This window comes from Thauera linaloolentis 47Lol = DSM 12138, assembly GCF_000310205.1.
In the GTDB taxonomy this organism is placed as follows: Bacteria; Pseudomonadota; Gammaproteobacteria; order Burkholderiales; family Rhodocyclaceae; genus Thauera; species Thauera linaloolentis.
On sequence record NZ_AMXE01000098.1, the window covers coordinates 1 to 12,051 of the forward strand.

A 12,051-nucleotide genomic window follows, 5' to 3' on the forward strand; every position below is an offset into this window, starting at 1 on the left:
GCAGCGCCCGCCCGCGGGACCTGTCCGCGCTGCGCGACAGCCTCGCCCGGCTGCCGGCGCTGGCCGGCGCGCTGGACGGCTGCGGCACGCCGATGCTGCACGAAATCTGCGGTGCGTTGGAGATCGCACCGGATGCGCTCGATCTGCTGCAGGCCGCGATCTCCGCCGAGCCGGCGGCCATGGTGCGCGACGGCGGCGTGATCGCCCCCGGCTACGACAGCGAGCTGGACGAGTTGCGCAATATCCAGACCAACTGCGGCGAGTTCCTGCTTGCGCTGGAAGCGCGCGAGCGCGAGCGCAGCGGCATTCCCAACCTGAAGGTCGAGTTCAACCGCGTGCATGGCTTCTACATCGAGGTCAGCCGCGCCAATACCGACAAGGTGCCGGACGATTACCGCCGCCGCCAGACGCTGAAGAACGCCGAACGCTACATCACCCCGGAGCTGAAGGCCTTCGAGGACAAGGCCTTGTCGGCGCAGGAGCGCGCGCTGTCACGCGAGAAGCTGCTGTACGAAGCCATTCTCGACGCCCTGGCCGCGCACATCCCCGCGCTGCAGCGCATCGCGCGCGCGCTGGCGCTGCTCGACGGCCTCGCCGCCTTCGCCGAAGCCGCACTGCGTTACGGCTACGTCCGCCCGCGTTTCCGCGACACGCCCGGCCTGGACATCGCCGGCGGCCGCCACCCAGTGGTCGAGCGCCAGGTCGACGATTTCATCCGCAACGATGCACGCCTGGCCAGCACCCGCCGCATGCTGATGATCACCGGCCCCAACATGGGCGGCAAATCGACCTTCATGCGCCAGGTGGCGCTGATCTGCCTGCTGGCCCACGTCGGCAGCTTCGTGCCGGCCGACGCCGCCGAACTCGGCCCGCTGGACGCCATCTTCACCCGCATCGGCGCCTCGGACGACCTTGCCTCGGGGCGCTCGACCTTCATGGTCGAGATGACCGAGGCCGCTGCCATCCTGCACGGCGCCACCGAGCACAGCCTGGTGCTGATGGACGAGATCGGCCGCGGCACCTCGACTTTCGACGGCCTCGCGCTGGCGGCCGCGATCGCGCGCCAGTTGCTGGAGAAGAACCGCAGCCTGACGCTGTTCGCCACCCATTACTTCGAACTGACCCGGCTCAACGCCGACTACCCAGAATGCGCCAACGTGCACCTGGACGCGGTCGAGCACGGCCACCGCATCGTCTTCCTGCACGCGCTGGAGGAAGGCCCGGCGAGCCAGAGCTACGGGATCGAGGTGGCGGCGCTGGCCGGCATCCCCACCCCGGTGATCCGCGACGCGCGCCGCCGCCTCAGGGTGCTGGAGAACCGCGAGATCCACGCCGGGCCGCAGGCCGATCTCTTTGCCACGATGCCCGAAACCGAAGCCGAGCCGCTGTCCCATCCGGCACTGACCGAACTCGCCGGCATCGACCCCGACGCCCTGACGCCGCGCGAGGCGCTCGAACGCCTGTACGCGCTCAAGCGCCTGGCCTCCTGATCCGCCCATGAACACACCGATCGACATTTCCGAAGAAGCCGGCGTGCGCTACCTGCACTTCGGCTCCGACTGGGTGCAGGGTGCGATGCGCATCCGCAAGCCCAATGCGCTGGAACTCGCCTACACGCGCGAGATGATGGCCGGCCTGCTGTTGCGCGACGGCCTCGCCGACGACGCCGGCCGCTGGCCGAAGAAAGTGCTCATCATCGGCCTCGGCGCCGCCTCGCTGGCCAAGTTCGTCTATCACCACTGCCCGCAGGCGCGGATCAAGGTGGTCGAGATCGCACCCACCGTGATCGCCGCCGCACGCCAGTTCTTCAAGCTGCCCGAAGAGGACGCGCGCTTTTCCATCCACGTCGGCTGCGGCGCGCAATACGTGCTGGAGAAGGATGGCAGCTACGACTACGTGCTGCTCGACGGCTTCGACCGCAACGCGCGCGCGGGCGTGCTGGACACCCTGCCCTTCTACCAGGCCCTGCGCTCGCGCCTGTCCGCGCAAGGCCTGGTGGCGGTGAACCTGTTCGGCCGCTCTCGCGGCTACAAGGCCAGCATCGAACGCATCCTGCAGGCTTTCGACGATCGCGCGGTGGCGTTTCCGTCATGCGACAGCGGCAACGTCGTCGCCTTCGCCGCCGCCGGCGAGCCGGTCGAGCGCCCGCTGGGCGAGCTGCGCGAACGCGCCCGCCTGCTGAAGGCCGCCACCGGCCTCGACCTCGGCCCGACGATCACGCGCCTGGAGCAATCCGGCAGCGTACCGGGCGGCGTGCTGCATCTGTGACTCAGGCTGCCGCCGGCTCCTCCGGCGGCAGCCACAGGCACAAGCCCTTGTTGGCCTTGGCGATATCGGCCAGCACGCCATCGTGCGCCTGCAGCTCCGACTCGCAGGCCCGCAGCACCTTCACCGGCACACGCACCCGCGCCACGCCGTCGGCATCGCCGAGGCGGGTGGCGGGTTCATCGTCGTCGAGCGACATGATCAGGCTTTCCTGGCCGCGCGTCATCGCCAGGTAGACCTCGGCCAGCAATTCCGCGTCCAGCAGCGCGCCGTGCAGCTCGCGGTGGCCGTTGTCGATCTCGTAGCGGTCGCACAAGGCGTCGAGCGAGGCTTTCTTGCCCGGGTTCTGCTCCTTGGCGAGCTTGAGCGTGTCGATGACGCCCACGCACAGGCGATCGAGCTTGCCGCGCCCCTGCAGGCTCAGTTCGTTATCGAGGAAGCCGACATCGAAGCTGGCGTTATGGATGACCAGTTCGGCATCGCGCACGAAATCCTCGAAATCCGCGGCGACGTCGGCGAACTTCGGCTTGTCGGCGAGGAAGTCCTCGGTGATGCCGTGCACCGCCACCGCCTCGGCGTCGATGCCACGTCCGGGGTTCAAATAGACGTGGAAGTGGCGGCCGGTAAGGCTGCGGTTGAGCAGCTCCACGCAGCCGATTTCGATGACGCGATCACCGTTGCGCCAGTCCAGGCCGGTGGTTTCGGTATCGAGCACGATCTGTCTCATGTCATTTCCTCTGCTGAGAATCGGTCGGATGGCTTGGGGACAGGGCCGGCCACATCAGGGCTCGACCGCCGCCCCGGTCTTGCGCACGGCGTCCACGCCGCGGCGCGCCAGCGCATCCGCGCGCTCGTTGTCCACATGGCCGGCATGGCCTTTCACCCACAGCCATTTCACCTGATGCCGCCCCTGCGCCTCATCCAGCGCGCGCCACAGGTCGGCGTTCTTCACCGGCGCCTTCGCCGCCGTCTTCCAGCCGCGCGCCTTCCAGCCGTGTATCCACTCGGAAATACCTTTCTGCACGTACTGGCTGTCGGTGTGCACCCGCACCATCACCGGCCGCGTGAGCGCATTGAGCGCGCGGATCACCGCCAGCAGCTCCATGCGGTTGTTGGTCGTCGCAGGCTCGCCGCCCCAGATTTCCTTTTCGTGCGCCCCCGAACGCAGGATCGCGCCCCAGCCGCCCGGCCCCGGATTGCCGCTGCAGGCACCATCGGTGTAGATATCCACTTCTTCCATTTATCGCATTTTCCGTGTGCCGCCGTTGCGCTGGGCAACGGCGGAGAGTCGTTTCGCGGACGCCTTGCGTTCGCGCCATTTGGGCGTGATCAGACGCATGCCCTGCACGCGCTTCACGCCATGAATCAGATAGGTCCCGCCCAGCAGCGGCCACCAGCGCGCGCCGATGCGATCCATGCAGCGCAGGCGCTCGATCCAGGCGGCGCTGGCCAGGGCCGGCAGATGGCAGCCGGACTCGACCGTCTGCACCTCGAAGCCAAGCAGTTTCAGCCAGTCCTTGATGCGCATCGCCGACCGGTACTGGCCCCGCCATGGCATGGCGCCTTCGCCGCGCGCCGCCAGCCGCCGCAGGCCCCACAGGCTGAGCGGATTCAGCCCGCTCAGCACCACGCTCCCTTCCGGCACCAGCACGCGCTCCACCTCGCGCAGCACGCGGTGCGGATCGGCGGAAAACTCCAGCACGTGCGGCATCAGCACTAGGTCGATGCTCGCCGTGGCGAAGGGCAGTTCGAACTCGTTCGCCAGCACCGCCGCCGGCCCCGAGCGCGCGCAGGCAAAACGGAAGGGCATGCGGTTGGCGGACAGCAGGTCCAGGCCCGGCAGGCCGATCTGGACCGCCCTGTAGCCGAAGATGTCCGCCACGGTGCGCTCCAGCACGGCACGCTCCCAGTCGAGCAGGTACTGCCCGAGCGGCGTATCCAGCCATGCGGAAAGGTCGGGCATTGACATCGGCAATCAGGCTTCCACAATTAGAGGATGGACATTATCCCTCTTCCCGCCTTCCGCGATAACTACATCTGGCTGATCCGCGACGGCCGCCATGCGGCCGTGGTCGATCCGGGCGATGCCGCGCCGGTGCTGGACTACCTGTCGTGCGAAGGGCTGCGGCTCGCCGCCATCCTCGTCACCCACCACCACGCCGACCACGTCGGCGGCCTGGGCGCCTTGCTGGCGCACGGGGCGGTGCCGGTCTACGGGCCGTTCAACGAACACATCGACGGCGTCAGCCATCCCGTGGCCGAAGGCGACACGGTGCGCATCGATACGCTGGATCTCGACCTCGACGTGCTCGACATCCCCGCGCACACCGCCGGCCACATCGCCTACGTCACCCGGGGCGGCCCGCCGCGTGCGCTGTTCTGCGGCGACACGCTGTTTTCCGCCGGCTGTGGCCGCCTGTTCGAGGGCAGTGCGCAGCAACTGGCAAGCGCGATGGCCAAGTTCGCCGCGCTGCCCGGCGACACCGGCGTTTACTGTGCGCACGAATACACGCTGTCGAACCTCGCCTTCGCGCGCGCGGCGGAACCCCGCAACCCGGAGCGGGACGCCTATGCCGCACGCTGCGAGGCCTTGCGCGCGGCGAACCGGCCCACGCTGCCGAGCACGATCGCGCAGGAAAAGGCGATCAACCCCTTCCTGCGCGGCAACCAGGCGCAGATCCGGGACGTGGTCGCCGCACATGCCGGCACCCGCCCCGGCGACACGGCCGAATGCCTCGCCGCGCTGCGCGCCTGGAAGGATACGTTCTGAAATTGACGCCTCTTCCCGCCGGCCGATAGACTTGCGCGCTTTATCGTCCGCGGCAAAAGGCAGTCATACGATCATGCCCCGACATTTCGCCGCCCTCCTTGCCGGTGCCGCCTGCCTGTGGGCATTCGCCGTTGCCGGGCCCGCGCATGCCCAGGAGCCGGCACCCGCCGCCGCTCCACTCGAAGTCGACGAAGTCGTCATTCCCGAGCGCGTGCTCACGCTCGACCTAACGCGCGACGCCAACGACATCTGGGACCGCATCCGGCGCGGCTTCGGCATAGCCGACCTCGACAGCGAGCGCGTCGGCGACCAGCAGGCCTTCTACCTGAACAGGCCGGGCTTCCTGAAGCAGGTGTTCTCGCGCGGCGGGCGCTACCTGTATTACATCGTCGACGAACTCGAACGCCGGGGCATGCCCACCGAACTCGCCCTGCTGCCGATGGTCGAGAGCAGCTACAACCCACTTGCCTATTCCCGCGCCCACGCCTCCGGCCTGTGGCAGTTCATCCCCTCGACCGGCAAGCACTACAACCTGACCCAGGACGCCTGGATCGACGAGCGGCGCGACGTCATCGCCTCCACCAACGCAGCGCTCGACTACCTGCAGTACATCTACGAGATGCACGGCGACTGGCATCTGGCGCTGGCCTCCTACAACTGGGGCGAAGGCTCGGTGCAGCGGGCGCTGAAGCGCAACGCCGACGAAGGCCTGCCGCTGGAATACAGCCATCTGCGCATGCCGGACGAGACGCGCAACTACGTGCCCAAGCTGCAGGCGATCAAGAACATCGTGTCCGAGCCGGAGCTGTTCCATTTCGAACTGCCCTACGTCGCCAACGAGATGCACTTCGTCTCGGTCGACGCGCCGGTGGGCGTGGACCTGGCCACCGCCGCGACGCTGTCGGGCATGCCGCTCGAAGAATTCCTCGCGCTGAACCCCGGCTTCAACCGCCCGGTCACGACGATGCCCGGCCAGGCCTTCATCGTCCCCACCGACCGCGCGCGCCAGTTGCGCGAAGGGCTGGACGAATTGCAGCGCAGCGGCAAGGGCTGGAGCCTGCACACCGTCGAACGTGGTGAACGGCTCGACCAGATCGCCGCCCGGCACGACCTGACCGTTTCCGAATTGCGCCAGGTCAACGGCCTCTCCGGCAACACGGTGAGCGCGGGGCACACTCTGCTGGTCCCCATCGGCATCGACCCCGACGGCGCCTTGCAGGTCAGCGGCATGCTGCCCTTCGCCGCCGCCGCGGCGCGCCAGCAAGGCCTGCGGATCGGCGGCTCGGGAGGCGGGCTCAAGGCCTCTGCAGCCGTGCGCGCGACGAGCGGATCGAAAAAGGCCGCGGCACCGGCGAAGCCGGGCGCAAAAAAAGCGGCACCGAAAGCAGCCCCCAAGAAGACCTCCAAACCCGCCGCAAAAAAGGCGCCCCAAACCAGCAAGGCCAAGAGCGTCGGGAAGACCACCGCCAAGCCGGCGGCGCCGAAGCAGGCAAGCAAACCCGCCGCCAAGGCCAAGGCACAGTAGGCGTAGGCGCTTCAGTTTTTCATAGGAGCGGCTTCAGCCGCGAAAACAGCGCTTGGGGATATCCAGCTCCATCGCGGCTTCAGCCGCTCTTACGGCACCTGCAGTGCCAACGGTTTCCGGCTCAATCCCCCAGGCGCGGCCAATGGCAGCGGAAACGATGGCCCTGGCCGAATTCGGCCACGGGCGGATAGCTGACCCGGCACACGTCGGTCGCATGCGCGCAGCGCGGGTGGAAATGACAGCCGGCCGGCGGATTCAGCGGCGAAGGCAGGTCGCTCGCGGCCACCGCCCCCTCCTCTGCCGCCACCACCGCCTGTTCGCCGCCGATTCGCGGCACGGCGGCGAGCAGGGCGCGCGTGTAGGGGTGCGCCGGCGCGCGCAGGACCTTGCCGACCGGCCCCTGCTCGACGATGCGCCCCAGGTACATCACCGCCACTTCGTCGGCGAGATACTCGACCACCGCCAGGTTGTGGGTGATGAACAGATAGGCCAGGCCGCGCTCGGCCTGCAGTTCGCGCATCAGGTTCAGCAATTGCGCCTGCACCGAGACGTCGAGCGCGCTCGTAGGCTCGTCGCACACGATCACCCGCGGCGACACCGCCAACGCACGCGCCATGGCGATGCGCTGGCGCTGGCCACCGGAAAACTCATGCGGATGGCGCCAGCGCATGTCGGCGGACAGGCCGACGCGTTCGAGCAGTTCGTCGATACGCGCCCGGCGGGCACGCGGATCGGGCTCGACGCCAAGGCTGACCATCCCTTCCTCGATGATGTCGCCGACGCGCATGCGCGGGTTGAGCGAGGCGAAAGGATCCTGGAACACCATCTGCACCACGCGGCGCATGCCCCGCAGGGCTTCCCCGCGATAGGCGCTGATGTTCTCTCCATCCAGGAAAAGCTCGCCGGCGGTCGGCTCGATCAGCTTCAGCGCCGCCTTGCCGACCGTGGTCTTGCCGCAGCCGGATTCGCCGACCAGCGCCAGCGTGCGCCCCGGCACGAGGCTGAGGCTGACGCCATCGACCGCGCGGACATGCCCGACCGTCCGCCGCAGCAAGCCCTTGCGCACCGGAAAGTGGACACTCAGACCCTTCACCTCCAGCACCGGCGCGGCGCCGCGCGTCCGCTGCGTCACCGCCTCGGCCGGCATGCCCGCGGGCTGCGGGTGCAGCGTCGTCACCCCCTCGTACAGATGGCAGCGCACGGCCTGATCGCCGATGCGGTGCCAGACGGGCGCCTCGTCGTCGCAGCGGTCGAAAGCCAGCGCGCAGCGCTCGGCAAAGCGACAACCGGGAAAGTCCCGGTCGAGCGCCGGCACCGCGCCATTGGGCGCATCCAGCGGCGCACCGCGCCGCCCGGCCCCGGGTAGCGCGGCGAACAGCTTGCGCGCGTACGGGTGCAGCGGCGCACGGAAAAAAGCCTCGCGCGGCCCGGTCTCGACCAGTTCGCCGGCATACATCACACCCACGCGGTGCGCCATGCGCGCCACCACGCCGAGGTCATGCGTGATCAGCAGCATGCCCATGCCGCGCTCGGCCTGGATCTTCGCCAGCAAATCCAGCACCTGGGCCTGGATCGTCACGTCGAGCGCCGTCGTCGGCTCGTCGGCGACCAGCAGCTGCGGCTGCCCGGCGAGCGCCATCGCGATCATCACGCGCTGCTTCATGCCGCCGGAGAACTGGAACGGGAAGTCACGCAGGCGCCGCGCCGGATCGGAGATGCCGACCGCTTCGAGCAGGCGACAGGCCTCCTCCTCCGCCCGCGCCCCGCCCGTGCCATGCCGCGCCAGGGCCTCGACGATCTGCGCGCCAACCGTCATCACCGGGTTCAGGCTGGTCGAAGGCTCCTGGAAGATCATGCCGATGCGCCCGCCGCGCACGCTGCGCATCGCCGACTCCGGCAGGCGCAGCAGGTCTTCGCCGTGCAGGCGGACCTCACCACGCTCGATACGGCCACTGTCCGGCAGCAGCCGCGTCAGCGCGAGCGCGGTCATCGATTTGCCGCAGCCCGACTCGCCGAGCAGGGCGAAGGTTTCGCCCTCGGCGATCGTCAGGTCCACGCCATCGACCGGGCGCACCTCGACCGGGCCACGGTCGATGACCACACCGAGGCCGGACACGGACAACAACGGCGGGGAAAGACGCGGCGGCGGCAGAGCGGCACCGCCGCCCGAGGCCACGGCTGGCGCAGACGGATTCATCGATGGAGCAGGAAGTCAGGCGTCGGGAACAGGCGGAAAAAAGGCCGCTTTCGCGGCCCGCGCCCGATCAGTGGTGATGTCCGCCTGCACCGTGGACGTGGCCATGGGAGACTTCTTCGGCGGTCGCGGCGCGCACTTCGGCGACCGTGACCTCGAACACCAGCGCGACGCCGGCGAGCGGGTGGTTGCCATCGACCACGACCTTGCCTTCGGCGATGTCGGTGACGCGGTAGATCAGTTCTTCCTCGCCATCGTCGGACACACGCTCGAAGCTCATGCCGACCTCGATGTTGTCGGGGAACAGCTTGGCATCCTCGACCAGGATCAGTTCCTCGTCGTAGTCGCCGAAGGCGTCTTCGGGCTGCAGCTTGATCTGGAAGGTCTCGCCGACTTTCTTGCCGTGCAGGGTTTCTTCCAGCACCGGAAAGATGCCATCGTATCCGCCATGCAGATACACCAGCGGGTGCTGGCCATCGTCGATGACGGCGCCGTCCGTGTCGCGGACGGTGTAGTTGAGCGTCACGACGCTATTCTTTGCGATTTCATTCTGCATTGTCGGCTTCCAGTTTCTTGACCAATTCAAAAACCGCGGCTGCGTGACCACGGGGGGCTACGTCATGGAACGCATGGCGGATCGTGCCCTGCTTGTCGATGATGAAGGTCGACCGCCGCACGCCCATCTTCTTCACGCCGTCGACTTCCTTCTGCTGCCACACGCCATACAACCGGCAGACCTCCTTGTCGGTATCCGACAGCAGGCGGATCGACAGGCCTTCCTCGTCGCGGAATTCGGCATGCGTCAGGCAATCGTCGGGGCTCACGCCGACCACGATACAGCCATGGCGGGCGAAATCATCCTCGTGATCGCTGAAATCGGCCGCCTGCAATGTGCAGCCCGGCGTCCGGTCGCGGGGGTAGAAGTAGAGAACCACATGGTGCTTGCCCGCCATCGACGCGAGATCGAAGATTTCCATATCTGCATCGGGCAGCGAAAACGGGGGGGCGGTATCTCCGCTTTGCAGCATGGGTTCTCCCTGACGTGAGGCGGATTCTAGCCGAGACCCCCGACGAACTCTACCGGGCCTGGGCTGGGGTTGGGGCTGGACGAACATGGTTTCACTCCTCCCTTTCTGCTTTCTGTGCTGTCTGCTCCGGCGGCCGCCCGGATGCCGGCAACGGCCGCCTGGCTGAAGCAATAGCCCAGAAGCGCGGTACGCTCAAGGCGCACCGCATCATCGCACATTGCACGGCAGGCGCCGTGATGTCTTCCACGATCCGTGCCTCCCTGTCCGCACAGGCGCGCGCCCCCCTCCCCCGCACTGCCGCACCCCGCGCCGCAGCACGGCCTCCGGGACGCGGCCCGGCAAACGTTCCCTGGACCTGCGGGCGAGGCTTGCCGTTCGCCGGCAACTGTTTAAAATTACAGCCTGTCCAAGGAGGCCGCCATGAGTGCCCGCAGCGAAAACCTCACTGCCCGTCAGCAGGAAATACTCGATTTCATCCGCAGCACCCTCGAAGCCGAGGGCCGTCCGCCCACCCGCGCCGAAGTCTGCAGCGCCTTCGGCTTCCGCTCGCCCAACGCCGCCGAAACCCATCTGCGCGCGCTCGCCGCCAAAGGCGCGATCCTGCTCGAGGAAGGCCGGGCGCGCGGCATCCGGCTGGCCGAAGCGCTGGGGCTGCCGCTGGTCGGCCGCGTCGCCGCCGGCAGCCCGATCCTGGCCGCGGAACACGTCGAAACCCGCTTCCAGCTCGACCCCGCGCTGTTTTCGCCACGCGCCGACTACCTGCTGCGTGTGCGCGGCATGAGCATGCGCGACGCCGGCATCCTCGACGGCGACCTGATCGCCGTGCATCGCAGCCCCGAGGCGCGCAACGGCCAGATCGTCGTCGCCCGGCTGGAAGACGAGGTCACCGTCAAGACGCTGCAGCGCAAGGGGCCGCTGGTCGAGCTGCTGCCCGCCAACCCCGATTTCACGCCCATCGTCGTCGACACCCGGCGCGACCCGCTGACCATCGAGGGCATCATGGTCGGCCTGATCCGCAAGGATCACTGAGCCCGTTCCCGCCCCGCACGCACAGAATCGCGCCGAGCCCACCATGGCCCAGGCCCTCGAAAACCTGCCCGCCGGCCTCGTCTGGCAGGGCTCGCACCTGGCGCGCCCGCCTGGAAACACCCTGCCCACCGGCTTTCCGGCGCTCGATGCGGAACTGCCCGGCGGCGGCTGGCCGGCCGGCGCACTGATCGAACTGCTGGCCGAACACCCCGGCGTGGGCGAGCTATCCCTGCTGCTGCCGCTGATGCGAAGCGCCCGCGCCGAACGCTGGATCGCCTGCATCGCACCGCCGCTGCTGCCCTATGCACCGGCGCTGGCCGCGGCCGGCGTGCCGCTGCAGCGCCTGCTGCTGGTCCAGCCCGCCACCGCGGCGGAAACCCTGTGGGCCACCCGCCAGGCCACCGCCAGCGGCGCGTGCGCCCTGGTGCTGGCCTGGCCGTCGCGACCGGACACGGCGGCGCTGCGCCGCCTGCAACTGGCCGCCGAGGAAAGCGCCACGCCGCTGTTCCTGTTCCGGGAACGTGGCATGGCCCGCCACGCCTCGCCCGCCCCCTTGCGCCTGGCCCTGGCGCCCACGGCCGGCGGCCTCCGCATCGACATCCTCAAGCGGCGCGGCCCGCCCGCCACCCGGCCGGTCCACCTGAACTGGAATGGCGACGCGGCGGCAGGGGCGGCCGATGCCTCTACGGCGGCACCAGGCCGGAATGGCGCACGGCATCTCGCCCTCGTCGGCTGATGCGCCATGCTGTGGCTCGCCATCCATGTTCCGGAACTGCCGCTGCAGGTCTTCACCCGGGGGCTGGCCGACGCCGGCACGCCGATCGGCGTGGTCGACACCGGCCGGCGTGCCCGCATACTGGCCGCCAATGCAGCCGCCCGCGCCCAGGGGGTGTTCGCCGGCCAGGCCCTGTCGGCGGCGCAAGCCATGGCCCCCGCCCTGCAGCTGCAGCCGCGCCAGGCCGGACGCGAAAACGCCCTGCTGGCCGAGCTTGCCTGCTGGGCCGGGCGCTTCACGCCCCGCATCAGCCTGGCGCCGCCCGACGCCGTGCTGCTCGAAATCGGCGCCAGCCTGCGCCTGTTCGGCGGCATGGACGCGATCGGAAAGCAGGTGCTGGACGGCCTCGCCCGGCTCGGGATCGCGGCCCGCATCGCCTGCGCCCCGACCCCGCAGGCCGCAGGCTGGTTCGCGGCCTGCGGGCAGGCCCCGGCCCCCGGCGGCGACTGGCACCAGGCGCTGGAC

General features: G+C 69.0%; 13 protein-coding genes. 7 read left to right on the forward strand and 6 right to left on the reverse strand.

Going from position 1 to position 12,051, the window contains the following annotated elements; all coding sequences use genetic code 11:
* Positions 1-1,490 (forward strand): DNA mismatch repair protein MutS (mutS, locus tag C666_RS16875; RefSeq protein WP_004344456.1); only part of this gene is annotated, 1,490 nt, incomplete at its 5' end.
* Between the two features lie 7 nt (positions 1,491-1,497).
* Positions 1,498-2,268 (forward strand): spermine/spermidine synthase domain-containing protein, encoded by a 771-nt coding sequence (locus C666_RS16880; protein ID WP_004344458.1) that lies wholly within the window; start codon positions 1,498-1,500, stop codon positions 2,266-2,268.
* A gap of 1 nt (position 2,269) precedes the next feature.
* Here C666_RS16880 and dnaQ read toward each other — a convergent pair whose 3' ends face one another.
* Genes dnaQ through C666_RS16895 form a run of 3 tightly spaced genes read right to left on the reverse strand, consistent with a single transcriptional unit; the run spans position 2,270 to position 4,234 of the window.
* Positions 2,270-2,992: a DNA polymerase III subunit epsilon gene (dnaQ, locus tag C666_RS16885; RefSeq protein WP_004344460.1), complete on the reverse strand. Its 723-nt coding sequence runs from the start codon at positions 2,990-2,992 to the stop codon at positions 2,270-2,272.
* Between the two features lie 54 nt (positions 2,993-3,046).
* Positions 3,047-3,505 carry a ribonuclease HI gene (rnhA, locus tag C666_RS16890; protein WP_004344463.1) on the reverse strand — a complete coding sequence of 153 codons (459 nt, stop codon included), beginning with the start codon at positions 3,503-3,505 and terminating at the stop codon, positions 3,047-3,049.
* Positions 3,506-4,234 carry a class I SAM-dependent methyltransferase gene (locus C666_RS16895; RefSeq protein ID WP_028792290.1) on the reverse strand — a complete coding sequence of 243 codons (729 nt, stop codon included), beginning with the start codon at positions 4,232-4,234 and terminating at the stop codon, positions 3,506-3,508.
* A gap of 27 nt (positions 4,235-4,261) precedes the next feature.
* Between C666_RS16895 and gloB the strand changes: the two genes are divergently transcribed.
* Positions 4,262-5,035 carry a hydroxyacylglutathione hydrolase gene (gene gloB / locus C666_RS16900; protein ID WP_004344468.1) on the forward strand — a complete coding sequence of 258 codons (774 nt, stop codon included), beginning with the start codon at positions 4,262-4,264 and terminating at the stop codon, positions 5,033-5,035.
* Positions 5,036-5,108: 73 nt separating this feature from the next.
* Entirely contained in the window at positions 5,109-6,560 is a 1,452-nt protein-coding gene (locus tag C666_RS16905; RefSeq protein ID WP_004344470.1) for a transglycosylase SLT domain-containing protein, read from the forward strand.
* Between the two features lie 121 nt (positions 6,561-6,681).
* Here the strand turns inward: C666_RS16905 and C666_RS16910 are convergent, their stop codons facing one another.
* The 3 genes from C666_RS16910 to C666_RS16920 form a co-directional block, all read right to left on the reverse strand.
* Positions 6,682-8,685, reverse strand: coding sequence for an ABC transporter ATP-binding protein (locus C666_RS16910; protein ID WP_245603936.1), 2,004 nt, complete (start codon positions 8,683-8,685; stop codon positions 6,682-6,684).
* Between the two features lie 139 nt (positions 8,686-8,824).
* The gene (locus C666_RS16915; protein WP_004344475.1) at positions 8,825-9,310 is read right to left on the reverse strand and encodes an FKBP-type peptidyl-prolyl cis-trans isomerase; all 486 of its coding nucleotides are present in this window, start codon (positions 9,308-9,310) and stop codon (positions 8,825-8,827) included.
* Positions 9,300-9,782, reverse strand: a complete 483-nt coding sequence (locus C666_RS16920) for a peroxiredoxin (RefSeq protein WP_028792288.1) — start codon at positions 9,780-9,782, stop codon at positions 9,300-9,302. Before C666_RS16920 ends, C666_RS16915 begins: the two co-directional genes overlap by 11 nt.
* 420 nt (positions 9,783-10,202) lie before the next feature.
* Between C666_RS16920 and lexA the strand changes: the two genes are divergently transcribed.
* The 3 genes from lexA to C666_RS16935 form a co-directional block, all read left to right on the forward strand.
* The gene (lexA, locus tag C666_RS16925; RefSeq protein WP_004344479.1) at positions 10,203-10,811 is read left to right on the forward strand and encodes a transcriptional repressor LexA; all 609 of its coding nucleotides are present in this window, start codon (positions 10,203-10,205) and stop codon (positions 10,809-10,811) included.
* 43 nt (positions 10,812-10,854) lie between these two features.
* Positions 10,855-11,547 (forward strand): translesion DNA synthesis-associated protein ImuA, encoded by a 693-nt coding sequence (gene imuA, locus C666_RS16930; RefSeq protein ID WP_004344481.1) that lies wholly within the window; start codon positions 10,855-10,857, stop codon positions 11,545-11,547.
* Positions 11,548-11,553: 6 nt separating this feature from the next.
* Positions 11,554-12,051: Y-family DNA polymerase (locus C666_RS16935; protein WP_004344483.1), on the forward strand; the 498-nt coding region annotated here is incomplete at its 3' end.

Coding starts and splice junctions, on each gene's coding strand:
- C666_RS16880 (WP_004344458.1), top strand. CDS start 1,498: ATGAACACACCGATCGACATTTCCGAAGAAGCCGGCGTGCGCTACCTG.
- dnaQ (WP_004344460.1), bottom strand. CDS start 2,992: ATGAGACAGATCGTGCTCGATACCGAAACCACCGGCCTGGACTGGCGC.
- rnhA (WP_004344463.1), bottom strand. CDS start 3,505: ATGGAAGAAGTGGATATCTACACCGATGGTGCCTGCAGCGGCAATCCG.
- C666_RS16895 (WP_028792290.1), bottom strand. CDS start 4,234: ATGTCAATGCCCGACCTTTCCGCATGGCTGGATACGCCGCTCGGGCAG.
- gloB (WP_004344468.1), top strand. CDS start 4,262: ATGGACATTATCCCTCTTCCCGCCTTCCGCGATAACTACATCTGGCTG.
- C666_RS16905 (WP_004344470.1), top strand. CDS start 5,109: ATGCCCCGACATTTCGCCGCCCTCCTTGCCGGTGCCGCCTGCCTGTGG.
- C666_RS16915 (WP_004344475.1), bottom strand. CDS start 9,310: ATGCAGAATGAAATCGCAAAGAATAGCGTCGTGACGCTCAACTACACC.
- C666_RS16920 (WP_028792288.1), bottom strand. CDS start 9,782: ATGCTGCAAAGCGGAGATACCGCCCCCCCGTTTTCGCTGCCCGATGCA.
- lexA (WP_004344479.1), top strand. CDS start 10,203: ATGAGTGCCCGCAGCGAAAACCTCACTGCCCGTCAGCAGGAAATACTC.
- imuA (WP_004344481.1), top strand. CDS start 10,855: ATGGCCCAGGCCCTCGAAAACCTGCCCGCCGGCCTCGTCTGGCAGGGC.